General features: G+C 63.1%; 19 protein-coding genes. 9 read left to right on the top strand and 10 right to left on the bottom strand.

What is annotated here, in order from left to right:
* Window positions 1-149: 149 nt before the first annotated feature.
* The 5 genes from tsaB (at window position 150) to DMX11_RS22600 (ending at window position 3,667) form a co-directional block, all read left to right on the top strand.
* Window positions 150-824 carry a tRNA (adenosine(37)-N6)-threonylcarbamoyltransferase complex dimerization subunit type 1 TsaB gene (tsaB, locus tag DMX11_RS22620; RefSeq protein ID WP_110747059.1) on the top strand — a complete coding sequence of 225 codons (675 nt, stop codon included), beginning with the start codon at window positions 150-152 and terminating at the stop codon, window positions 822-824.
* Between the two features lie 131 nt (window positions 825-955).
* Window positions 956-1,246, top strand: coding sequence for a hypothetical protein (locus DMX11_RS22615; protein ID WP_110747056.1), 291 nt, complete (start codon window positions 956-958; stop codon window positions 1,244-1,246).
* A 4-nt stretch (window positions 1,247-1,250) separates the two neighbouring features.
* Window positions 1,251-2,120 carry a DUF72 domain-containing protein gene (locus DMX11_RS22610; protein WP_110747053.1) on the top strand — a complete coding sequence of 290 codons (870 nt, stop codon included), beginning with the start codon at window positions 1,251-1,253 and terminating at the stop codon, window positions 2,118-2,120.
* A gap of 27 nt (window positions 2,121-2,147) precedes the next feature.
* On the top strand, window positions 2,148-2,978 hold the full coding sequence (locus DMX11_RS22605; protein ID WP_110747050.1) for an oxaloacetate decarboxylase: 831 nt from the start codon (window positions 2,148-2,150) through the stop codon (window positions 2,976-2,978).
* A complete protein-coding gene (locus DMX11_RS22600) occupies window positions 2,978-3,667 on the top strand; it encodes an extensin family protein (RefSeq protein ID WP_110747047.1) in 690 nt (229 codons plus the stop codon). The genes DMX11_RS22605 and DMX11_RS22600 overlap by 1 nt, the downstream gene beginning before the upstream one ends.
* A gap of 2 nt (window positions 3,668-3,669) precedes the next feature.
* Here the strand turns inward: DMX11_RS22600 and DMX11_RS22595 are convergent, their stop codons facing one another.
* Window positions 3,670-4,290, bottom strand: coding sequence for an energy transducer TonB (locus tag DMX11_RS22595; protein WP_110747045.1), 621 nt, complete (start codon window positions 4,288-4,290; stop codon window positions 3,670-3,672).
* Window positions 4,291-4,393: 103 nt separating this feature from the next.
* Between DMX11_RS22595 and DMX11_RS22590 the strand changes: the two genes are divergently transcribed.
* Entirely contained in the window at window positions 4,394-5,170 is a 777-nt protein-coding gene (locus DMX11_RS22590; protein WP_110747043.1) for a class I SAM-dependent methyltransferase, read from the top strand.
* 60 nt (window positions 5,171-5,230) lie between these two features.
* On the opposite strand, the gene DMX11_RS22585 is transcribed toward DMX11_RS22590, so the two are convergent.
* Both DMX11_RS22585 and DMX11_RS22580 read right to left on the bottom strand, forming a co-directional pair.
* Window positions 5,231-6,121, bottom strand: coding sequence for an RHS repeat-associated core domain-containing protein (locus DMX11_RS22585; protein WP_158286183.1), 891 nt, complete (start codon window positions 6,119-6,121; stop codon window positions 5,231-5,233).
* 286 nt (window positions 6,122-6,407) lie between these two features.
* Window positions 6,408-7,049, bottom strand: a complete 642-nt coding sequence (locus DMX11_RS22580) for a TetR/AcrR family transcriptional regulator (RefSeq protein ID WP_110747037.1) — start codon at window positions 7,047-7,049, stop codon at window positions 6,408-6,410.
* A gap of 254 nt (window positions 7,050-7,303) precedes the next feature.
* On the opposite strand from DMX11_RS22580, the gene DMX11_RS22575 reads away from it, so the two are divergent.
* Together DMX11_RS22575 and DMX11_RS22570 are read left to right on the top strand one after the other, a co-directional pair.
* Window positions 7,304-8,404 carry an efflux RND transporter periplasmic adaptor subunit gene (locus tag DMX11_RS22575; protein ID WP_110747035.1) on the top strand — a complete coding sequence of 367 codons (1,101 nt, stop codon included), beginning with the start codon at window positions 7,304-7,306 and terminating at the stop codon, window positions 8,402-8,404.
* Between the two features lie 6 nt (window positions 8,405-8,410).
* A complete protein-coding gene (locus tag DMX11_RS22570; protein WP_110747033.1) occupies window positions 8,411-11,476 on the top strand; it encodes an efflux RND transporter permease subunit in 3,066 nt (1,021 codons plus the stop codon).
* Window positions 11,477-11,657: 181 nt separating this feature from the next.
* Here the strand turns inward: DMX11_RS22570 and DMX11_RS22565 are convergent, their stop codons facing one another.
* From DMX11_RS22565 to plsB, 3 genes are all read right to left on the bottom strand, one after another.
* The gene (locus tag DMX11_RS22565; protein ID WP_110747030.1) at window positions 11,658-12,344 is read right to left on the bottom strand and encodes a DUF4197 domain-containing protein; all 687 of its coding nucleotides are present in this window, start codon (window positions 12,342-12,344) and stop codon (window positions 11,658-11,660) included.
* A gap of 33 nt (window positions 12,345-12,377) precedes the next feature.
* Entirely contained in the window at window positions 12,378-12,776 is a 399-nt protein-coding gene (locus DMX11_RS22560; protein ID WP_110747027.1) for a YbaY family lipoprotein, read from the bottom strand.
* 76 nt (window positions 12,777-12,852) lie between these two features.
* Window positions 12,853-15,339 carry a glycerol-3-phosphate 1-O-acyltransferase PlsB gene (gene plsB / locus DMX11_RS22555; RefSeq protein WP_110747025.1) on the bottom strand — a complete coding sequence of 829 codons (2,487 nt, stop codon included), beginning with the start codon at window positions 15,337-15,339 and terminating at the stop codon, window positions 12,853-12,855.
* 233 nt (window positions 15,340-15,572) lie between these two features.
* On the opposite strand from plsB, the gene DMX11_RS22550 reads away from it, so the two are divergent.
* Window positions 15,573-15,782 (top strand): cold-shock protein, encoded by a 210-nt coding sequence (locus tag DMX11_RS22550; protein WP_003252255.1) that lies wholly within the window; start codon window positions 15,573-15,575, stop codon window positions 15,780-15,782.
* 119 nt (window positions 15,783-15,901) lie between these two features.
* Here DMX11_RS22550 and DMX11_RS22545 read toward each other — a convergent pair whose 3' ends face one another.
* The 4 genes from DMX11_RS22545 to DMX11_RS22525 all read right to left on the bottom strand — a co-directional run bounded on the left by DMX11_RS22545 (window position 15,902) and on the right by DMX11_RS22525 (window position 21,053).
* Window positions 15,902-16,279 (bottom strand): hypothetical protein, encoded by a 378-nt coding sequence (locus tag DMX11_RS22545; RefSeq protein ID WP_110747022.1) that lies wholly within the window; start codon window positions 16,277-16,279, stop codon window positions 15,902-15,904.
* Between the two features lie 17 nt (window positions 16,280-16,296).
* On the bottom strand, window positions 16,297-17,109 hold the full coding sequence (locus DMX11_RS22540) for a putative RNA methyltransferase (protein WP_110747020.1): 813 nt from the start codon (window positions 17,107-17,109) through the stop codon (window positions 16,297-16,299).
* Window positions 17,109-18,260: a succinyl-diaminopimelate desuccinylase gene (dapE, locus tag DMX11_RS22535; protein WP_110747017.1), complete on the bottom strand. Its 1,152-nt coding sequence runs from the start codon at window positions 18,258-18,260 to the stop codon at window positions 17,109-17,111. Before dapE ends, DMX11_RS22540 begins: the two co-directional genes overlap by 1 nt.
* A 201-nt stretch (window positions 18,261-18,461) precedes the next feature.
* Window positions 18,462-21,053 carry a glycosyltransferase gene (locus DMX11_RS22525; RefSeq protein ID WP_110747015.1) on the bottom strand — a complete coding sequence of 864 codons (2,592 nt, stop codon included), beginning with the start codon at window positions 21,051-21,053 and terminating at the stop codon, window positions 18,462-18,464.
* Window positions 21,054-21,073: the final 20 nt, after the last annotated feature.

Raw genomic sequence — 21,073 nt, 5'->3', positions numbered from 1 at the left:
CACGCCTGACGCATCCCGACAACGGCCCGCTAGCGGGCCGTTGTCGTTTCAGGGCCGCAACCCACGGCCGCACAGCGCCCCCTGGGGACACAACGGCGCTGCTGCTCTATACTGCCGCTCTTTTTCACTCGCATCTGGATACCCGTTCGATGACCACCCTGCTGGCCCTGGATACCGCCACCGAAGCCTGTTCCGTCGCGCTGCTGCATGATGGCAAGGTAACCAGCCATTACGAGGTGATTCCACGTCAGCACGCGCAGAAGCTGCTGCCGATGATCAAGCAGTTGCTGGCCGAATCCGGCGTCGCGCTGAATGCACTGGATGCCATTGCCTTTGGCCGTGGCCCGGGGGCATTCACTGGCGTGCGCATCGCCATCGGTGTGGTCCAGGGCCTGGCCTTCGCGCTGGAGCGTCCGGTGCTGCCGGTGTCCAACCTGGCTGCACTGGCCCAGGGTGCCTTGCGTGAGCACGGCGCGCAGCAGGTGGCGGCCGCCATCGATGCGCGCATGGATGAAGTGTACTGGGGCTGCTACCAGGCGACGGCGGGTGAAATGCGCCTTGTGGGCCGCGAGGCGGTGTTGCCGCCCGAGCAGGTAGCGCTGCCGGCCGGCAGCAACGGCGAGTGGTTCGGTGCCGGTACCGGCTGGGGCTATGCCGAGCGCCTGGCGGTGCAGGTGGCGGCCAGCAACCCTGGCGCTTTGCCCAACGCGCTGGACATTCTCAGCTTGGCCAGCTTTGCCTGGGCGCGTGGCGAGGCAATGGTTGCCGAACAGGCGCAACCGGTATATTTGCGCGATAATGTAGCTACGCCCAAGAAGCACTGAGTGCTGTTCGTCGGTTATCGCCGTTCACTCTAAAACCTTTTGTGCGATCTGTGGTCCAGTTATCACTCGAGCATTAGCGACGGAACTCTGATGCTGCTAAATTGCCATCATTGGTCCTGAGTGCTCATGCCATGCGTATCGACGGTTTCTCATCGCAGTCCTATCCGGTCAAGCGCACCCCGCGCAAGGCATCGGCGCGTGACGAAGCCATCGATGATGCCGAGGTGATCGAAGACAGCCAGTCTGCACCCGTGGAAGCAGCCGCCCGCCGTCGCAGCGGTGGACTGCCCGCCCGCCAGCAAGACATGATCTTCCCTCGCGCCCGTGACCGCCGCACCGCCACCGCATTGGCCAGTTACCTGAGCACCGCCGGTTTTACCGACTGGGACATGGAAGTACTGGGGCTCGACCTGTACATTTGATGGGATGAGCCCATCCCCATTGCCTTATTTTCTCGGTTGCCCGTCATGGAGCGAAAACGCCTGGCGTGAGTACCTGTATCCTGCCGACGCCAACACCAATCAGATGCTGGGTTTCTACAGCCAGGTGTTCAACGCCGTCGAGGGCAACACCACCTTCTACGCACGCCCAGCCCCAGGCACCATCGCCCGCTGGGCGCAGGTAATGCCCACGCACTTTCGTTTCACCGCCAAGTTCCCTCGCGATGTCAGCCACGAAGGCGACCTGCGCGACCAGCTTGAGCCCGCCTTCGACTTCACTCGCCTGTTGGCCCCGCTTGGCCAGCGCGTGTCGCCGTATTGGCTGCAGCTGCCCGCCCAGTTCGGCCCCGCACGGCTGGGCGAGCTTTGCCGGTTTCTCGATGAAATAGCCGTGCCGGTGGCCGTGGAAGTGCGCAACCAGGCGTTTTTCGCCAAGGGTGATGAAGAACGGTTGCTCAACCGCCTGCTGCATGAGCGGGGTGTGGAGCGCATCTGCCTCGACCCGCGTGCGTTGTTCAGCTGCACCTCACGTGACCCAGCCGTGCTGCATGCGCAGTCGAAGAAGCCCAAGGTACCGCCACGTCCGGCCGCTTTCAGCCAGCATCCGCAGGTACGCTTCATCGGCCATCCCGAGCTGGAGGCCAACGAGACCTTCCTTACCCCTTGGGTAGACAAAGTGGCCGGTTGGATCGAAGAGGGCCGCAGCCCCTATATCTTCCTGCATACGTCGGACAACCGTTTGGCCGCAGCCTTGGCCCAGCGTTTTCACCAGCGCCTGATGGCACGTTTGCCGGGCCTGGCACCTTTGCCGGAATTGCCACGTGCGCCCGAGGTCGAACAACTGGGGCTACTCTGACCTTTCCCTGACTGCCGGAGGTTGACCATGGATGTGCAAACCCTGCGAGCCGAAGCCTTCAAGGCTCTACATGAGCGCGATGGAGCGTTCGTCATCCCCAACCCGTGGGACGCCGGTTCTGCCAAGTTGCTGGCCAGCCTCGGCTTCGAGGCGCTGGCCACCACCAGTGCCGGCCTGGCTTTCAGCCTGGGCCGCCCGGATGCCGAAGGCGCCTTGAGCCTGGACGACACGCTGGACAATGCCGGTGAGATTGTCGATGCCACGCCGTTGCCGGTGGCTGCAGACCTGGAGAACGGTTTTGGCGACCTGCCGGAGAATTGCGCACAGACCATCCTGCGCGCTGCGGAGGTGGGTCTGGTGGGCGGCTCCATCGAGGATGCCAGTGGCCGAAGCGATGCGCCTATCTATGACTTCGGCCTGGCGGTGGAGCGCGTACGCGCGGCGGTAGAGGCCGCGCGTGGCCTGCCATTTCCGTTCACTCTTTGCGCCCGGGCAGAAAACTTGCTGCACGGGCGCATGGACCTGGACGACACCATTCTGCGCCTGCAAGCCTATGCGGAGGCTGGCGCCGATGTACTGTACGCCCCCGGGCTGCGAACTGTCGAAGAAGTACGGGCGGTGGTGCAGGCCGTTGCCCCGCGGCCAGTGAACGTGCTGATGGGCATGGCCGGGGTGCCGCTGAGCGTGAACCAGTTGCAGGACCTGGGTGTGCGTCGTATCAGCGTCGGTTCGTCACTGGCCCGTGCTGCACTGGGGGCCTTCCACCGGGCGGCGCTGGAAATTCGCGATGAGGGTACGTTTGGCTACGGTGAACAGGCACTGCCCTTCGCCCAGCTAAACGACCTGTTCCGCCGCTGATGCGGGCCGCGCTGGTGCTGCTGGCCGGCCTGCTGTCGGTGGCCGGCCTGGCATGGTACTTGGGCTGGCGCCTGCCTGCGGTGTGGAACCCATGGGCGCCCTTGGACGTGCGCCAGCCGCCCAACCTGCTGACGCCTTACAAGCTTTCGCGCTTGCGCAATGACCCGGTGCTGTGCCGCCAGGCACTGGAAACCAGCCAGCTGCGCTACCGGGCACAAGCCGATAGCCCGCCCTCGGCCAACTGCCCGTTGCAAAATATATGGCGTATCGAAAGCGGCCAGGCGCGCCTCAGCAGCAGCTTCCTGGCCAGTTGCCCATTGGCGGTGGCCTACGCCCTGTTCGAAAACCATGGCTTGCAGCCGGCGGCCCAGGACGTGTTTGGGCAAGCGGTGACGCAGGTCGACCACCTGGGCAGCTTTGCCTGCCGCAATGTCTACCACCGCAAGCAGGGCCGTTTGAGCCAGCACGCCACGGCCAATGCTCTGGACATCAGCGGCTTTCGCTTGCAGGACGGCCAGCGTATTGTCCTGACGCGTGACTGGCAGGCGGGTGGGCAGAAGGCGGCGTTTCTGCGCCGGGTACAGCGGGCGGCTTGCGAGAGCTTCAGCACGGTATTGGGGCCGGACTACAACACTGCGCACCGCAACCACTTCCACCTGGACATGGGGCGCTGGCAGATCTGTCGTTAGCCTCAGGCGTACGCGCGCACGTTGTTCAGGACCACTGGGCGTGCCCAGTGGATATCGAACTCCAGGTCATTCTGCTGCTTCGCCAGTGTGGCGTCGTCGAAAGGTTCCGGGGCCGGGTCCAGCAAGTTGCTTTCCAGCTCGGCGATGGGCAGGAACAGCGAGCGCGGAGCAGGGCCAGGGCCGGGTTCGGCGATGGGCTGACCCTGGCTCATCACCACCGGGCGCAGCCAGCTGTTGTTGATGTCGAGCTGGCGCTGTTGCTCGATCAGTTCCATGGCGCTGAACGGCTCGGGGGCGGGCGGCAGCAGCTTGGCTTCAAGCTCGGCCTTGGGTAGAAACAACGGCTCGGGCGGCGCCACGATGGTGCCGTGCACCGGGCAGGCGCGCTGGGCGTCGATCATGGCCAGCGCGCGTGCGCCACCGATCGGTTCGCCGCTGTCCTGGTCGTACTGCACGAACGATTGGCTGACGCTGTCTACCGGCTCTTCCTGCTGCTCGGTCATGGCCCGGGCAAAGAAATCCTGCCACAGGTGGCTGACGCCCCCGAGTGCCTGGGTATTGTGCTGACTGTAGTTGCCGACAGGCGACAAATAGGTCAAGCCGATGGGAAGAGTATCTGACATGGCAGTCGCGCGCGTTGTGCTCTGGCAGAATAGCGGGATATTGCCTGTATCGGCCGTCACGGCTGATACCTTAATGGCTGGGTTCAATTTCTAGGTGTTGAAGATGGAAGAGCAGGGCACAGGTATCCGGGTCGAGGCGCTGTCGGCTGAATTCGAAGCGCAGGCCGCTGCGTGGGCCGAGCGCCTGGCGCTACCGCTGCAGGACGAGGCCGCCGGGTTTGCCGTGCAGGTGGGTGTTGATGGCTTGCAGATCCAACAGCTGGGCCCACAGGCTCCGGGGCCGGTGCGTGTGGACTTCGTCGAAGGCCAGGCCGCGCATCGCCGCCAGTTTGGCGGCGGCAACGGGCAGATGATCGCCAAGGCCGTGGGCATTGCCCAGGGTGTACGGCCGCAGGTGCTGGATGCCACGGCGGGCCTGGGCAAGGATGCGTTCGTGCTGGCCAGCCTGGGCTGCCAGATGACCCTGATCGAACGCCAGCCATTGATTGCCGCGCTGCTGGAAGATGGCTTGGCGCGGGCGCGGACGGATGATGAGGTCGGCCCCATCGTCGGGCGCATGCGCCTGCTGACTGGCAACGCCATCGAGCGCATGCGCAGTTGGGAAGGCGATGCGCCGCAGGTGATCTACCTTGACCCGATGTTCCCGCACCGCGACAAGAGTGCGTTGGTGAAAAAGGAAATGCGTGTGTTCCGGCCTTTGGTGGGTGATGACCTGGATGCCCCGGCGCTGCTCGAAGCCGCCCTGGCGCTGGCCAGTCACCGGGTGGTGGTGAAACGCCCTCGCAAGGCACCGATCATCGATGGGCCGAAGCCCAGCCATAGCCTGGAAGGCAAGTCGAGCCGGTATGACATCTATCCGAAGAAGGCTTTGAAGGGATAGTGTTTTTGCAGGGGGAATGTTGCACTGAGTTGATAAATAATTTCTTCTCAGTGCACGTATCTATGGTGTAGCTCTGGACTGCCTTATGGATGTAGGGGTGGTGGGTGGTAGATAGTAGCGTTTCTTACCCTTGAAAAATCCAACTGCCATTTCACTGAGCAGTGTCTGCGTAGCTAAATCGTCGGCATTTGCTATTGCTGGTGCTTCGAATGCAGCACTTATTGAGGCGTTGGCTTCCCATATTGCCTTTTGAGTATATGCCTTGGGGTTGGCGGATATCTCTTTGTCTGCTTCTTTTTGTATGTTCTCGATGTGTTCTAAACGTTGTTTAGAATCAGCCAGGTCTCTATCAGCTAATTTTTCAAGTTCACGATATTTTCTTCTTCCGAAACTGTTTTCCTTGCTAAGCGGTTTCCCGCTGTTGCGTTGGGCCTCCATTCTGTTTAGTTTGGAATACAGCTGGCTTCTGTGGATGCCCTTTAACCTTTTTAAGGTTCGCATCAGAAAGTGACCCGAAGGATCGATATTGTTTATTGGCTCACTTTCACAGTATCTATAGGCATTTATTCCCCCTTTTTCAAAGGGTGATAAGTTGTCTGGACTGAAAAAGCGCATCAACGCTGGATTGAAAACTCGGTAACCGCTTCCCAGCATGTAGCCGATCGCCATGGGTAACCACCATTGCCCCGTAAATCGGGGTAGTGCCAGGCTACCTGCTGCCAAACTGTCTTGGCCATATGGGCTATAAGCGATTGGGGTAAGGCTTGTGGACACCATGCAGACGGTTGAGCCTTGCGCGTCGGTAGCCAATAAACGTGCTTGTGAATTTTGGCTGGATATTTCGCATAGATTTTGGCCGCTGCCGCTGATAACTGCACGGTGATAATCGTGAGTGCGCATCGTGGCAATGTTGCTGCCTTTATAAAAAAGCTTTAGCTTTTCTGATGCCATGGCGAATGTACTCATGCGCAAGGGTGATATAAGCGTGCTGGACAAATGGCGCATCGTATACTGGTAAAAATGCCAGGTATGATTATTGGTTTGACGGACCCGATTTAGCGACAGCCCTAGCTGATTGGCTGTAGCTGCTCCAAGGAGGAGTGGCCTTCTATCGTGACAGGGCTGCAAGGCAGCCCCAGGGTTCTAGCGATGTCGCGAGTATCGTGCGGCCCGCTTTGCGGCCCTATCGCGACACAAGGCCGCTCCAGGGGATTGTGCATGCCAGATGATAGTGTTTTCAGGGCTGGAACGCCCGCAAGAACACCCCCACCACCTCGCGCACATGCGCCTCGGCCTCGTCCCCCTCCAGCGGCGCTGCGCAGCCTAGCAGCAAGCGGTACTCCGGGGCCCCCTTGACCAGGCAGAAGAAGTGCTCCGCCGCACGCAGCGGGTTGTCGATGCACAGCAGCCCACGCTCATGCACCTCGCGCAGTAGCGCCTCCATCCCAGCCAGCACGCGCTTGGGTCCGGCCTCGTAGAAGTATTCGCCAAAGCTGGCGTCCAGGCTGCCCTGGGCCATGATCAGGCGGGTGAGCTTGACCGCTTCGTCACTGCTGATAAGCGCCTGGAAGTTGCGGGCAATGGTTAGCAGCACTTCTTCCACCGGTACCCCCTCGGGATACTCGAACAGCAGGTCAGGCAACTGGATCTGGCATGTAGCCATCACCGCTGAGCAGAACAGCGTCTGCTTGTCGGTGAAGTGACTGTACACGGTCAGTTTTGAAACACCTGCCGCCGCAGCGACCGCATCCATGCTGGTGTTGGCGTAACCAAGGCTGAGGAACAGGGCCTTGGCGGCTTCGAGAATCGCCTCGCGTTTGGCCAGGTCCTTGGGCCGGCCTGGGCCTATGGGTGCGTCGTTGGGCATTGTGGTCTGCATCTGGTTTAAGAATCACCATCTTAACGGGTCAGCCGCGATCCGGCTAAAAACCAGCTCACATTTACCTGCGGCCTGCCAGCGGTCAGTTGATCGACAAGGGTGGTGTCGTCCAGCCGCCGTCTGATCTCACAGGCGCCAGAGGGCTGCAGTGAAGTCGTCGAAAAACCCGCGGATGCCCTTCCCGGCATCGTTGCGCTGATTTAATATACCAGCCAGTACAAATATTCAATGTGCACTCCGCGAAAGGATTCATCATGTTGCGCCATGCCTTGTCCATCGCTCTGCCCGCCGCCGCTGCCTTGCTTCTGGCAGCGTGTGGCCAGGAGGCCGCTCCGCCCGCCGCGCCACGCCCGGCGCTGGTGGTGCAGCCGCAACCTGCCGAAGCCGCTGCCGACAGTTACCCCGGTGAAGTGCGCGCGCGCTTCGAGCCGGAGCTGGCCTTCCGCATTGGCGGCAAGGTCAGCAAGCGCCTGGTGGAGGAGGGGCAGCGGGTCAAGGCCGACCAGCCGCTGGCTGAGCTGGACCCGCAGGACGTGCGCCTGCAACTGGAAGCCAACCGGGCCCAGCTGGCGGCTGCCGAGGCCAACCTGGCATTGGTGCGCGCCGAGCGTGATCGCTACCAGAAGCTGCTGGAGCGGCAGATGGTCAGCCACTCCCAGTTCGACAACGCCGAAAACCTCTACCGCGCTGGCCTTGCCCGGCTCAAGCAGGCCAAGGCGGAGTTCGATGTGGCGGGCAACCAGGCCCAATATGCCGTGCTGCGCGCGCCGCAGGCCGGGGTGGTGGCCAAGCGTCAGGTTGAAGTGGGCCAGGTGGTTGCCGCCGGGCAAACGGTGTTCACCCTAGCCACTGATGGTGAGCGTGAAGTGGCCATCGGCCTGCCGGAGCAGCAGTTCGCCCGCTTCGCTGTGGGCCAACCAGTGAGCGTGGAACTGTGGTCGCACCCGCAGGCGCGCTTCCAGGGGCGCATTCGCGAGCTGTCACCGGCTGCCGACCCGCGCTCGCGCACGTTCGCGGCGCGTATCGCCTTTACCACGGCTGCCGTACCGGCTGAATTGGGTCAAAGCGCGCGCGTGTTCATCGCCAAGGATGGGCTGATCCCGCTCGCGGTACCGCTGTCGGCAGTGACTGCGGAAAACGGTCAGGCCTACGTCTGGCGGGTGAGCAAGGAAAGCCGCCTGGAGCGGGTGACGGTGCGCCTGGGGGCTTACGGCAGCGACAGTGTACCGGTGCTTGAGGGCCTGGCCCCGGGTGACTGGGTGGTTGCTGCGGGTGGCTATGTACTGCGGGAGGGCCAGGAAGTACGCCCTGTCGACCGTAGCAACCGTGTAGTGAACCTGACGGCCAAGGAGTAAGTCCCGATGGGTTTCAACCTTTCTGCCTGGGCGCTGCGCAACCGCCAGATCGTCCTGTTCCTGATGATCCTGCTGGCGGCCATCGGCGCCATGTCCTACACCAAGCTGGGCCAGAGCGAAGACCCCCCGTTCACCTTCAAGGCCATGGTCATCCGCACCCTGTGGCCGGGTGCCACGGCGGAGGAAGTGTCACGCCAGGTGACCGAGCGCATCGAGAAAAAGCTGATGGAAACCGGCGAGTACGAGAAGATCGTCTCGTTCTCCCGCCCAGGCGAATCACAAGTCACCTTCATGGCCCGCGACTCGCTGCATTCCAAGGACATCCCCGAGCTGTGGTACCAGATCCGCAAGAAGGTCGCGGACATTCGCCACACCCTGCCGCCAGAAATCCAGGGGCCGTTCTTCAACGACGAGTTCGGCACCACCTTCGGCAACATTTACGCGCTGACCGGTGAAGGCTTCGATTATGCGGTGCTCAAGGATTACGCTGACCGCATCCAGATCCAGCTGCAGCGGGTCAAGGACGTGGGCAAGGTCGAGCTGATCGGGTTGCAGGACGAGAAAGTCTGGATCGAGCTGTCCAACCTCAAGCTGGCCACGCTCGGTGTGCCGCTGGAGGCTGTGCAGCAGGCCCTGCAAGAGCAGAATGCGGTCAGCACAGCAGGTTTCTTCGAAACCCCCAGCGAGCGCCTGCAACTGCGGGTGAGCGGGCGCTTCGACAGCGTGGAGCAGATTCGCCAGTTCCCCATCCGCGTGGGTGACCGCACCTTCCGTATCGGCGATGTGGCCGAAGTGCACCGTGGCTTCAATGACCCACCCGCTCCGCGGATGCGTTTCATGGGCGAAGATGCCATTGGCCTGGCGGTATCGATGAAGGATGGCGGCGATATCCTGGTGCTGGGCAAGGCGCTGGAAAGTGAGTTCGAACGGCTGGCGCACAACCTGCCGGCCGGTATGGCGCTGCGCAAGGTCTCGGACCAGCCGGCAGCGGTCAAGGCCGGCGTGGGCGAGTTCGTCCAGGTACTGGCCGAGGCGCTGGTCATCGTGTTGCTGGTGAGCTTCTTCTCGCTGGGCCTGCGCACCGGCCTGGTGGTGGCACTGGCGATCCCGCTGGTGCTGGCCATGACTTTTGCCGCCATGCATTACTTTGGCATCGGCCTGCACAAGATTTCGCTTGGGGCACTGGTGCTGGCCTTGGGCCTGCTGGTGGACGATGCGATCATTGCTGTGGAAATGATGGCGATCAAGATGGAGCAGGGCTACGACCGCCTGAAGGCGGCCAGCCATGCCTGGACCAGCACCGCCTTCCCGATGCTGACTGGCACCCTGATCACCGCGGCAGGCTTCCTGCCAATTGCCACGGCAGCCTCCAGCACCGGTGAATACACCCGTTCGATCTTCCAGGTGGTGACCATTGCCTTGCTCACGTCCTGGGTCGCGGCCGTGGTGTTCGTGCCTTACCTGGGCGAACGCCTGCTGCCGGACCTGGCGAGGCTGCACGCCGCCCGCCATGGCAAGGACGGCCACGCACCAGACCCGTACGCCACGCCGTTCTATCAGCGCATCCGGCGGTTGGTGGAGTGGTGCGTGCGGCGCCGCAAGACGGTGATCCTGCTGACCATTGCCGCGTTTGTCGGCAGCATTTTGCTGTTCCGCTTCGTGCCCCAGCAGTTTTTCCCGGCCTCTGGCCGGCCGGAGCTAATGGTCGATCTGAAGCTGGGTGAAGGCGCTTCGCTGACCAATACCGCCCAGCGGGTCAAGCAACTGGAGGCGCTGTTGAAGCAGCAGGACGGCATCGACAACTACGTGGCCTATGTAGGCACCGGTTCGCCGCGCTTCTACTTCCCACTGGACCAGCAACTGCCGGCAGCCAGCTTTGCCCAGTTCGTGGTGCTGGCCAAGTCGATGGACGACCGCGAGCGTTTGCGCAGCTGGCTGATCGACACCGTCGACCAGCAGTTCCCGGACTTGCGCGCCCGCGTGACCCGCCTGGAAAACGGCCCGCCCGTAGGGTACCCGGTGCAGTTCCGGGTCACCGGCGAGCATATCGAACAAGTCCGTGCCCTGGCCCGAGAAGTGGCTGACAAGGTGCGCGAGAACCCGCATGTGGTGAACGTGCACCTGGACTGGGAAGAGCCGAGCAAGGCGGTATTTCTCGAGATTGACCAGGACCGAGCCCGCGCGCTGGGGGTGAGTACCGCGCACCTGGCGAGCTTCCTGCGAAGCTCGCTGACCGGCAGCACGGTCAGCCAGTACCGCGAGGACAACGAGCTGATCGAGATCCTGCTGCGCGGAACGCTGCAGGAGCGCAGCGAGCTGGGCAACCTCGGCAGCCTGGCGTTGCCCACCGACAACGGCCAGAGCGTGGCGCTGTCGCAGGTAGCGACCCTGGAGTATGGCTTCGAAGAAGGCATTATCTGGCACCGCAACCGCCTGCCGACGGTGACCGTGCGCGGCGATATCTACGACAAGGAGCAACCGGCCACGCTGGTGAAACAGATCGAGCCGACGCTGCGGGAGATACGCGCCAAGCTGCCGGATGGCTACCTGCTGGAAGTGGGCGGTACGGTTGAAGATTCCGAGCGCGGGCAGGCGTCGGTGAATGCCGGCATGCCGTTGTTCATCGTGGTGGTGCTGAGCTTGCTGATGATCCAGTTGCGCAGCTTCTCGCGCACGGTGATGGTGTTCCTTACCGCGCCGTTGGGGCTGATTGGCGTGACCCTGTTCCTGCTGATGTTCCGCCAGCCGTTCGGCTTTGTCGCCATGCTCGGCACCATTGCCCTGGCGGGGATGATCATGCGCAACTCGGTAATTTTGGTGGACCAGATCGAGCAGGACATCGCGGCGGGTATGGAGCGTTGGCAGGCGATCATCGAGGCCACGGTGCGGCGCTTCCGTCCAATCGTGCTGACTGCGCTGGCGGCAGTGCTGGCGATGATCCCGTTGTCGCGCAGTGTGTTCTACGGGCCGATGGCGGTAGCGATCATGGGGGGACTGATCGTGGCCACGGCGCTGACGCTGTTGTTCCTGCCGGCGTTGTATGCGGCATGGTTCAGGGTCAAGAAAGGCTGAAGACCGGCGGGTACCTGTGGGAGCGGGCTTCGCCCATGTTCGCGGGACAAGCCGCTCCCACAGGGAATCGCGCTAGATCCTAGAAACTGAGCAAGACAGTTGTTCCCCAGGTACTGTGCAGCCCTCAGGCGGTGGGGCCGGCCTTGTGTCGCGATGGGCTGCAAAGCAGCCCCTTGGGCCATCAGAGGGCGCCGAAGACCTTCTTGGCGAGGCTGGTAGCTGCCTGCGCCGGGTTCTGGCGAATGCTCTGCTCTTGCTTGCCGATCATCTCGAACAGGCCATCCAGTGCCTTTTCGGTCACGTAGGTCTCGATATTGGCGTCATCCTTGACCAGCCCCAGGCCTTTGGCCTGGGCGGCGAAGGCATTGTACTGCTGAGCCACGCCAACCTTGTCGGTGGCCTGCTTGACGATCGGCAGGAACTTGGCGCGGATCTGGTCGCGGCTGCTCTTGTTCAGGTACTGGGTGGCCGAGTCCTCACCGCCGCTGAGGATGCCCTTGGCGTCGGTCACACTCATGTTCTTCACGGCATCCACCAGAATCGCCTGGGCCTGTGGCACGGCAGCCTCGGCGGCATTGTTCATGCTGGTTTCCAGGGCTTCGACCTGTGCGCCCTTGCCGAACATCTTCATCGCCTTGGCTGCCTTGCCCAGGTTGCCCGGCAGTTCGATGCGCACGTCCGGGTTATTGCTGAAGCCACCGGGGGTGCTGAGTTGCTTGACCGCCAGTTGCGCGCCTTGGGTCAGGGCATCCTTCAAGCCGCCGGTGGCGTCTTTCTGGCTCAGGTCGCCCAGCGACAGGGCCAAGGCGCTGGCCGACAGCAGCAGGCCGGCGCACAGGGTGGTGAAGCGCAGGGAAGTGCGGATCATGAAGCTTTCCTTGTAAACGGATGAATACGGGTATCAGCGAACTTGGTCGACCTTGACGCGCACGGGCTGCGCATCACTGCCGTCGAGCATGACAGCGTGGTGTTCGGTGTTGATGAACAGCAGCTTGCCATCCAGCTCGATGCGTGCGCTCACCGCATAGCGGTGGCCGGGCTTGACCTGGCTGGGGTCGTAGGTGAGGTGGAACGGCAGCGGCACGTTGCCTTTGACCGGGCCGGCCTGGCGCGCCAGGGTTACCGCCGGGGCGTCCATCAGCGACACGTCCTGCAGCGCTACGCTGAGGGTGGCGGCGGGTGGCAGGGCGATGCGCTGCAGGTAGAAGACTTCACCTTCCAGACTGGCCTGGTTGGATGGGGTTTGGCTGGAACAGGCTGCGAGCAGTGATGCGCAACACAGCATAAAGAGCTTTTTCATGGAATCTCCGTGGTCCTTGGAGCCGGCTTGTGGCCAACCCCAGGGACTTTAGCGGATTTTCCCGTCGGATAAAGCCTCAGATGGTCGAAGTTTCCAGCCCGTCTTCCCGGTGCAGGGCCACCTGGCGGATCGACAGGCGCAACTCGGCTGACAGCACCCGCTTGGCCACGCCCTCGGCCAGCTCGCCGAGCTTGTCGTGATAGCCCAGCTTGCCCTGGGTGTCGGTATGCAGCACGTCTTGCTGGAGTAACGTCTGGATGAAGTGGCGGAACAGCGTCTTGTCGAAGAACTCCGGCGCGTTCAAGCCATGCAGGATCGACAGGCGCTGGGCCATCATCACGCACAGGTCTTCCAGTTCTTCGGCGCTCAGGCTGTTCTGGCCGCTGTTCAGCAGCAGCGAAGTGGCCATGTAGAAACGCTGCAGGGTCTGGGTGATGGTACGGGCAAGCAGGGTCAGCAGCACGAACTGCCGCGAGCTGGGCGCCGGGCGCACGTACAGGTCGTTGTCCTGGCGCAGCAGCCCCTGTTCGACCAGTGCAGCCAGCCATTGGTCAATGACGTCGTCCAGCTGCTCTGGCGTCCAGCGCAGGAACAGCTCGGCCTGCAGGTATGGGTACAACGCGTGCACATACTGGCCCAGCAGTTCGCGGCTCATGCGCGAGCTGCTGAGGAAAAAGCTGGCCAGCAGCGCCGGCAGGGCGAAGATGTGCAGCACGTTGTTGCGGTAATAGGTCATCAGCACCGCATTGCCTTCATCCAGGTACAGGATGCGGCCCAGTGCGTCCTTCTGTTCGGCTACCAGGTTCATGCTGCGCACGTGTTCGATCAGCGCCTGGCCGTCACCTTCGGGCAGGGTAGTGTGCGGCGAGTAGGGCACGCGGTGCAGCAGGGCCAGGTACAGGTCGAGCACCCGGGTCAGGGCGCGTTCGTCCAGCGCCAGGCGGCTGGTGGACAGCAGTGCCATTGCCACTAGGTTCACGGGATTGATCGCCGCTGCCTCGTTCAGGTGGCGGGCCACGGTCTCGCCCAGGCGCGTGGTGGTTGCGTTGAGCCAGTCCGGGCGATACTGCGGGCCGTGGTCCTGTTCACGCCAGCCGGGCTGTTGCTGGTCGAGGAAGCCGGCCAGGCGGATCGGTTCGCCGAAGTTGACGTAGACCTGCCCGAACCGCTGCTTGAGCGCGCCGAACACCTTGAAGATGTCGAACACCGACTCCTTCTTCTTGCTGGCACCGCGCAGCTCGCCGAGGTAGGTACGGCCTTCGAGCACCCGTTCATAGCCGATGTACACCGGCACGAACACGATCGGTGTGCGCGACGAGCGCAGGAAGCTGCGCAAGGTGATGGCCAGCATCCCGGTGCGTGGCTGCAGCATGCGCCCAGTACGCGAGCGGCCGCCTTCGACGAAGTACTCGACCGGGAAGCCCTTGGTGTACAGGGTATGCAGGTATTCGTTGAACACTGCGGTGTACAGCGGGTTGCCCTTGAACGTGCGGCGCATGAAGAAGGCGCCGCCACGGCGCAGCAGGTTGCCTACCACCGGCATGTTGAGGTTGATGCCCGCCGCCACGTGCGGCGGGGTGAGGCCGTTGCGGAACAGCAGGTACGACAGCAGCAGGTAGTCGATGTGGCTGCGGTGGCACGGCACGTAGATCACTTCGTGGCCGGGCGCGATGCCTTGTACCTGCTCGATGTGATTGACCTTGATGCCGTCATAGATCTTGTTCCAGAACCAGCTGAGCACCACCTCAAGGAAGCGGATGGCGGTGTAGGTGTAGTCCGAGGCGATTTCATTGCCGTAGCGCAGCGCCTGGGCTTCGGCCTTGGCCAGCGGCAGGTTCTCGCGTTGCGCCTCGTCGGTGATGGCCTGGCGTACCAGCGGGGCGTGGATCAGCCCTTTGACCAGGTTGCGTCGGTGCGAGATGTCCGGGCCGATGACGGCGGTCTTGAGGTTGCGAAAGTGCACGCGCATCAGGCGTTGGGCCATGCGCACGGTGCGCTCGTGGCCCTTGTTGTGGTGCACCAGTTCACGCAGGTGAATCGGTGCGGAGAACTGTACCCGGGTCTTGCGCCCCAGGATCAGTACGGTCAGGAGCCGGCGCAGGCGCCCGGTTACCGCCCAGCTGTCGGCGAACAGCAGCTTCCACGGGCTGGACTCACTGGCCGGGGTCTGGCCCCAGAACACGCTGACAGGAATGATCTGCGCATCTTCTTCGGCATGTTCACTGACGGCGGCCACCAGGCGCTCGAGCGTGGGCGGCGCGCCGCTTTTGTCCTGCCGGCCGAGCCAGTCCGGGTCGGGGGTCAGGTAGAAGAACGCGGCGGGTTCCTGCAGTGGGCCCACGGCTACCGGCAGCACCGGGCGTGGCAGCCCGGCCTTGGTGCATTCGTGGTCGAGCACGGCCAGGTCGGTGAGCGCCGGTGACGGCAGGGCATAGAACACTGGCCGACTGCGGTCCAGGTTCAACGACATCGAGGACTGGTTGATGGTCTCGGAGCGCACCCACAGGTACAACAGGCGACGCAGGGCGCCGAATATCAGGCGGCGCAGGGGGGAACGGGTCATGGGGTGTGTGCCCTGGGTGAGATGTTCAGATGGGTATCCAGCCATTTAGTCTGCCGTATGTGCGCAAGTTCAGCAAAAATCGGCCATCAGCGGGAGCGTCATCAATTTTTTTTGTTCTGTGTCATATACTCGGCCTGCCACTTGCAGGATATTTCGGCAAGCGGCGTTGGTACGGGGCAGGTGGCCCCATGCCTACAAGGCGATTTTCACAATAAAAATCCGGAGTAGTTCAGATGTCGTCTCGTGAGACTGGGAATGTAAAGTGGTTCAACGATGCCAAGGGTTATGGCTTCATTCAGCGCGAAGGTGGTGCGGATGTGTTCGTCCACTATCGGGCGATTCGCGGTGAGGGGCATCGTACCCTGGTCGAAGGGCAGCGGGTGGAATACGCCTGCGTGCAGGGCCAGAAAGGCCTGCAAGCCGAAGACGTAGTGGGCCTCTGAGCCTCATGCTGTAACGGTTTGTTGTGAGAGCCGGCTTGCCGGCGATTACCGGCGAAGCCGGTGCCGGGCACCGTGCTGCCTGCATCGCCGGCCAGCCGGGCTCCCACGAAGAATACCGCTCAGGAAGTACGCCAGGTGATTTCCTCTTCACCGTCGGCACTAATGCGGACCCAACGGTCGGCATCTTCTTCGCCGTCTTCCTCGACCCAGCCACCCGGCGCGCAGCGCACTTCCACACCCAGTGCGGCGAACGCAGCGCGGGCGCAGGCCACGTCATCGTCCCAAGGCGTCTGGTCGCTTTCCAGGTACAGGCTGTTCCATTTCCCTACAGCCTTCGGTAACCAGGTGACCGGAATGTTACCGGCCAGGCATTTGAAGGTATGGCCTTTCTGCTGCCATTCGCTGCACGGGCCGATTGCCTGGGCGAGCCACTCGGCAATCTGCTTGTGGTCGACGTCGGCGTCCTTCAGGTAGATCTCGATATCAGGTTGGCGCATAAGGGCTCCGGGTGTGCTCAGTCTTGGCGCACGAAATAGTCATAACGCATGGAAACCGTGACCTCGAACGGCTCGGGCTGGTCGATCACCCGTGCACGTTTTTCAGCGCTGGCGCGCCAGCCGTGCGGGGTCATGGCCAGCAGGTCGGCGCGGGCCTTGGGCGCGGCCAGGCTCAGGCGGAACTCAAGGGTTTCGCTATGGGCATGGGCCATGCCTTCGGGCACCAGGGCCAGGTGCTTGTCGTCGGCGTAAGGGCGCACTTCATCGTAGAGCACCTCACGCAGTTGCATCAGGTGGCCGCTGGTCGGGCCAACGCGCATCAGCCCGCCGCCGGGGCTGAGCAGGCGTTTGGCCTCGGCCCAGTCCAGCGGGCTGAACACGCTGGCGATGAACTGGCAACTGGCGTCGGCCAGCGGAACGCGGGCCATGCTGGCGACCATCCAGGTCACCTCTGGCGCCCGACGGCAGGCACGCTTGACCGCCTCGCGAGAGATGTCCAGGGCGTAACCTTCTGCGTTTGGCAGGGCCTCGGCCAGTTGCGCGGTGTAGTAACCTTCGCCGCAGCCAATATCCAGCCAGGCACCGGGCTGGCGCTCGGCGGCCAGCTCGGCCAGGCGACGGGCCACGGGGGCGTAATGGCCGCCATCGAGGAAGTCGCGGCGAGCCTCGACCATGGCCTGGTTGTCACCCGGGTCGCGGCTGTTCTTGTGCTGTACCGGCAGCAGGTTCAGGTAACCCTGGCGGGCGCGGTCGAAGCGGTGGCCTGCCGGGCAGGCCACGCCGTTGTCGAGCCGGCTCAGCGGCGCCTGGCAAAGGGGGCAGGCAAGCATCAGGCGAGCAACCGGACCAGGGTCTGGTAGTAGATTTCTGTCAGCAGGTCGAGGTCGCTGGCCAGGATCCGTTCATCCACCTGGTGGATGGTGGCGTTGACCGGGCCCAACTCGACCACCTGGGTACCCATGGTGGCGATGAAGCGGCCATCGGAAGTGCCGCCACTGGTCGAGGGCTCGGTTTCGCGGCCGGTAACCCCTTTGATACTGGCTGCCACCGCGTCCAGCAGTTCGCCCGGTTCGGTGAGGAATGGCAGCCCCGACAGGGCCCAGTCAATCGACCAGTCCAGCTCGTGCTTGTCGAGAATCGCCGACACCCGGGCCTGCAGGCCTTCGACGGTGGACTCGGTAGAGAAGCGGAAGTTGAACAGCGCGGTCAGCTCGCCCGGAACCACGTTGGTGGCACCGGTACCGGAATTGAGGTTGGAGATCTGGAAGCTGGTTGGCGGGAAAAACGCATTGCCTTCGTCCCAGTGCTCGGCAGCCAGCTCGGCCAGGGCCGGGGCGGCCAGGTGGATCGGGTTGCGCGCCAGGTGCGGGTAGGCGACGTGGCCCTGCTTGCCGCGCACGGTCAGTTTGGCGCCGAGCGAACCACGGCGGCCGTTTTTCACCACGTCACCCAGCAGGGTGGTGCTGGAAGGCTCGCCGACAATGCACCAGTCCAGACGCTCGTTGCGCGCTTTCAGTCGCTCGACAACGGCCTTGGTGCCATGGTGGGCCGGGCCTTCTTCGTCGCTGGTGATCAGGAAGGCCACCTTGCCGCGGTGGTTCGGGTAGTCCTGCACGAAGCGCTCGCTGGCGATCACCATCGAGGCCAGGCTGCCTTTCATGTCGGCAGCGCCGCGGCCACAGAGCATGCCGTCAGCGTCGATCAGGGCCTCGAACGGCTCGTGCTGCCATTGCTGTACCGGGCCGGTAGGCACCACGTCGGTGTGGCCAGCGAAGCACAGCACCGGGCCATCCTGGTTGCCGTGGCTGGCCCAGAAGTTATCGACGTCTTCAATGCGCATCGGCTCCAGCTGGAAACCGACGGCGCCCAGACGGTTCATCATCTGCGCCTGGCAATCGGCGTCGACGGGGGTGACCGAGGGGCGACGGATCAGGTCGCAGGCCAGTTGAAGGGTAGGCGAGAGCTCGGCAGGGGCCGTCATGGGGAACTCCGGGGCAAGGCAAGGCGGGGAAATCTGAGGGGCGTTATCTTATATCAAACCGATGTGGCAGTGGGGCCGCGTTGCGGCCCATTCGCGGCACAAGGCCGCTCCCACAGGTAATGCACATGCCTGATGGGCTGCGGTCCTCCTTGTGGCAGCGGCCTTGTGCCGCGAATGGGCTGCAAAGCAGCCCCGGCAATCTCACGCCTGCTGCGCTTCGGCAGCCTTTTCTGCGGGCTTGGGCAGCGACGACAGGAACGCCATCACCAGCGCTGCCACGTATGGCAACGACTGCACCAGCAACATCGCGACCCAGAAGCGCATGTCCGAACTCGGTAGCCCCTGCACCAGGTAGATACCCAACGCCGCGCCCCACAGCAGCAACATGATGAACAGCTCTTCCCGCGCTTCGGAGATCGCCACCAGCAACCCATGGCTGTCGGCATTCTTCGGCGTGCGGAAGAACGGCATGCTGCTGGTGAAGAAACCGTACAGCACCGCCTTGGCGATGGTGTGGGACAGTGCCAGCCCCGCCAGCGCCGCAGCAAAGGCATCCTTCATGTTCACCCCTACCGCACGGCGGTAGAGGAAGACGATCTTGCCAACCTTGAAGAAGAACAGCGCCAGCGGCGGGATGGCGAAGATCATCAGCGGCGGGTCGACTCGGTGCGGCACGATGATCATCGCGGCCGACCACAGCAGCGCGCCGACGGTGAAGAAGATGTTCATGCCATCGGCGATCCACGGCAGCCAGCCCGCCAGGAAGTGGTAGCGTTGGCCACGGGTCAGCTCGCTGCCCTTGCCGCGCAACAAGGCGCCGGCGTGGTGCTTGATGATCTGGATGGCGCCATAGGCCCAGCGGAAGCGCTGCTTCTTGAAGTCGATGAAGGTGTCGGGCATCAGGCCCTTGCCGTAGCTGTTGTGGGCGTAGGCTGCCGACAAGCCTTTCTCGAACACGCGCAGGCCCAGTTCGGCGTCCTCGCAGATACACCACTCGGCCCAGCCCAGCTCTTGCAGCACGCTGCGCCGGGTCATGGTCATGGTGCCGTGCTGGATGATTGCGTCCCGGTCGTTGCGGGTGACCATGCCGATGTGGAAGAAGCCCTTGTACTCGCTATAGCACAGCTTCTTGAATGCGCTTTCGTGCTGGTCGCGGTAGTCCTGCGGCGACTGCACCACGGCAATTTTCGGGTCGGCGAAGTGCGGGACCATGTGCTTGAGCCAGTTGCGGTCGACGCAGTAGTCCGAGTCGATCACCGCAATCACTTCGGCGTCCTTGGCGGTGTGGGGAAGCAGGTAGTTCAGCGCGCCGCCCTTGAAACCGGCCAGGGGCGCAACGTGGAAGAACTTGAAGCGTTCGCCAAGCTTCTCGCAGTGGGCCTTGAGCGGTTCCCACACGGCCGGGTCCTTGGTGTTGTTGTCGATCACCAGCACTTCGTAATCGGGGTAGTCGAGCGCGGCCAGGGCGTCGAGGGTCTGCTTGACCATCTCTGGCGGCTCGTTGTAGCACGGCACATGCACCGATACCTTGGGGCGGTAGGCGCTGTCGGCCTGCACCGGCAGGAACTCGCGGCGGCGCTTGTGTATCCACACCGCCTCGGCCAGCTCATGCGCCTCGGTCAGCAGCACGATGAACACACCCAGTGCACCGAGCGCCAGCAACACGCCCACGGTCAGGCTGAACCAGGTGCTGTATTGCTGGCTGTAGTCGTAGGCGATCCACACCAGCACCGACCCGCACAGGAAGGTGATGAAGGTCAGGAACGTACGGCCGCGCTGGCGCAGGGCCGACCCGTCGATGAACAGCACCATCAGGGCAATCATCGCCAGTACCACCGAGGCCACGGCCAAGGCACGCCACTGCGGGATCGCCACCACCGGCCCCTCGAAGTTGAACTTCTGCTGGCGCTCGGCGTTGTAGACGCCCCAGTAGGCACCTACCGAGCCTTCGTCGCTGGCCTTCCACGGCTGGTCATAGGCTTCGATGACAAAGTAGTTGTAGCCGCGACGGTTGAGGGTGTTGACCAGGGTGCGCAGGTAGATGGCCTGGTCAGCCTGGGTAGCATCGGCGCCGCCGCGCATGCGGCCGTTGCTTGGCCAGCCGACTTCCGACAGCAGCAGCGGCTTGCGCGGGAACTGGTGCTTCAGCTCTCGCGCCCGGTCGAGTACGAACTCGACCGAGTCTTTCATTGGCACGAATTCCCAGTAGGGCAGGATGTGTGCGGCAATCAGGTCGACATGCTTGGCCAGCTGCGGGTTTTCTTTCCAGATGTGCCATTGCTCGCTGGTGGTCACGGGTACCTTGACCGCGGCACGCACCCGGTCCAGGTACTGGATGAGGTTCTCCGGTGTGACTTCTTTGCGGAACAGCGCCTCGTTGCCAACTACAACCCGCACGACGCTGCGCGAATTGTTGGCCAGCTCGATGGCCGTGGCGATTTCACGCTCGTTGCGCTCCAGGTCCGGGCTGATCCAGATGCCAAGCGTCACCCGCAAGCCGAATTCCTCGGCCAGCCTCGGGATATCTGCCTGGGTACCCTCCACGGTGTAGATACGGATACTGTCGGTCAGTTTGCTCAGTTGCTCCAGGTCCTGACGCATTTCTTGGTCATTGGGGTACTGGCCCTTCTGCGGGCTTTCACCCAGGCGGAATGGCGAATACGAGAAACCGGAGATCTGTTCTGGCCAGGCAGGCGCGGAAACCGGGCGATTGATCAGTGCCCAGAACCCGGTGAACAACGCGGCGATGGCCAGGACCACGACCAGGTTCAGGCCGAATTTACGTGAAGACATTGTCGTCCATTTGTGTCGAA

This window comes from Pseudomonas sp. LB-090624 (assembly GCF_003205205.1).
Taxonomy (GTDB): domain Bacteria; phylum Pseudomonadota; class Gammaproteobacteria; order Pseudomonadales; family Pseudomonadaceae; genus Aquipseudomonas.
Note: the sequence above shows the minus strand (reverse complement) of the source record. Positions and strands in the feature narration are given on the sequence as shown.

Excerpts from the sequence above, each read along its gene's own strand:
- DMX11_RS22605 (WP_110747050.1), top strand. The coding sequence starts at position 2,148 with ATGGATGTGCAAACCCTGCGAGCCGAAGCCTTCAAGGCTCTACATGAG.
- tsaB (WP_110747059.1), top strand. The coding sequence starts at position 150 with ATGACCACCCTGCTGGCCCTGGATACCGCCACCGAAGCCTGTTCCGTC.
- DMX11_RS22590 (WP_110747043.1), top strand. The coding sequence starts at position 4,394 with ATGGAAGAGCAGGGCACAGGTATCCGGGTCGAGGCGCTGTCGGCTGAA.
- DMX11_RS22540 (WP_110747020.1), bottom strand. The coding sequence starts at position 17,109 with ATGCTTGCCTGCCCCCTTTGCCAGGCGCCGCTGAGCCGGCTCGACAAC.
- DMX11_RS22610 (WP_110747053.1), top strand. The coding sequence starts at position 1,251 with ATGAGCCCATCCCCATTGCCTTATTTTCTCGGTTGCCCGTCATGGAGC.
- dapE (WP_110747017.1), bottom strand. The coding sequence starts at position 18,260 with ATGACGGCCCCTGCCGAGCTCTCGCCTACCCTTCAACTGGCCTGCGAC.
- plsB (WP_110747025.1), bottom strand. The coding sequence starts at position 15,339 with ATGACCCGTTCCCCCCTGCGCCGCCTGATATTCGGCGCCCTGCGTCGC.
- DMX11_RS22595 (WP_110747045.1), bottom strand. The coding sequence starts at position 4,290 with ATGTCAGATACTCTTCCCATCGGCTTGACCTATTTGTCGCCTGTCGGC.
- DMX11_RS22560 (WP_110747027.1), bottom strand. The coding sequence starts at position 12,776 with ATGAAAAAGCTCTTTATGCTGTGTTGCGCATCACTGCTCGCAGCCTGT.
- DMX11_RS22580 (WP_110747037.1), bottom strand. The coding sequence starts at position 7,049 with ATGCAGACCACAATGCCCAACGACGCACCCATAGGCCCAGGCCGGCCC.
- DMX11_RS22525 (WP_110747015.1), bottom strand. The coding sequence starts at position 21,053 with ATGTCTTCACGTAAATTCGGCCTGAACCTGGTCGTGGTCCTGGCCATC.
- DMX11_RS22565 (WP_110747030.1), bottom strand. The coding sequence starts at position 12,344 with ATGATCCGCACTTCCCTGCGCTTCACCACCCTGTGCGCCGGCCTGCTG.
- DMX11_RS22575 (WP_110747035.1), top strand. The coding sequence starts at position 7,304 with ATGTTGCGCCATGCCTTGTCCATCGCTCTGCCCGCCGCCGCTGCCTTG.
- DMX11_RS22550 (WP_003252255.1), top strand. The coding sequence starts at position 15,573 with ATGTCGTCTCGTGAGACTGGGAATGTAAAGTGGTTCAACGATGCCAAG.
- DMX11_RS22585 (WP_158286183.1), bottom strand. The coding sequence starts at position 6,121 with ATGGCATCAGAAAAGCTAAAGCTTTTTTATAAAGGCAGCAACATTGCC.
- DMX11_RS22570 (WP_110747033.1), top strand. The coding sequence starts at position 8,411 with ATGGGTTTCAACCTTTCTGCCTGGGCGCTGCGCAACCGCCAGATCGTC.
- DMX11_RS22600 (WP_110747047.1), top strand. The coding sequence starts at position 2,978 with ATGCGGGCCGCGCTGGTGCTGCTGGCCGGCCTGCTGTCGGTGGCCGGC.
- DMX11_RS22545 (WP_110747022.1), bottom strand. The coding sequence starts at position 16,279 with ATGCGCCAACCTGATATCGAGATCTACCTGAAGGACGCCGACGTCGAC.
- DMX11_RS22615 (WP_110747056.1), top strand. The coding sequence starts at position 956 with ATGCGTATCGACGGTTTCTCATCGCAGTCCTATCCGGTCAAGCGCACC.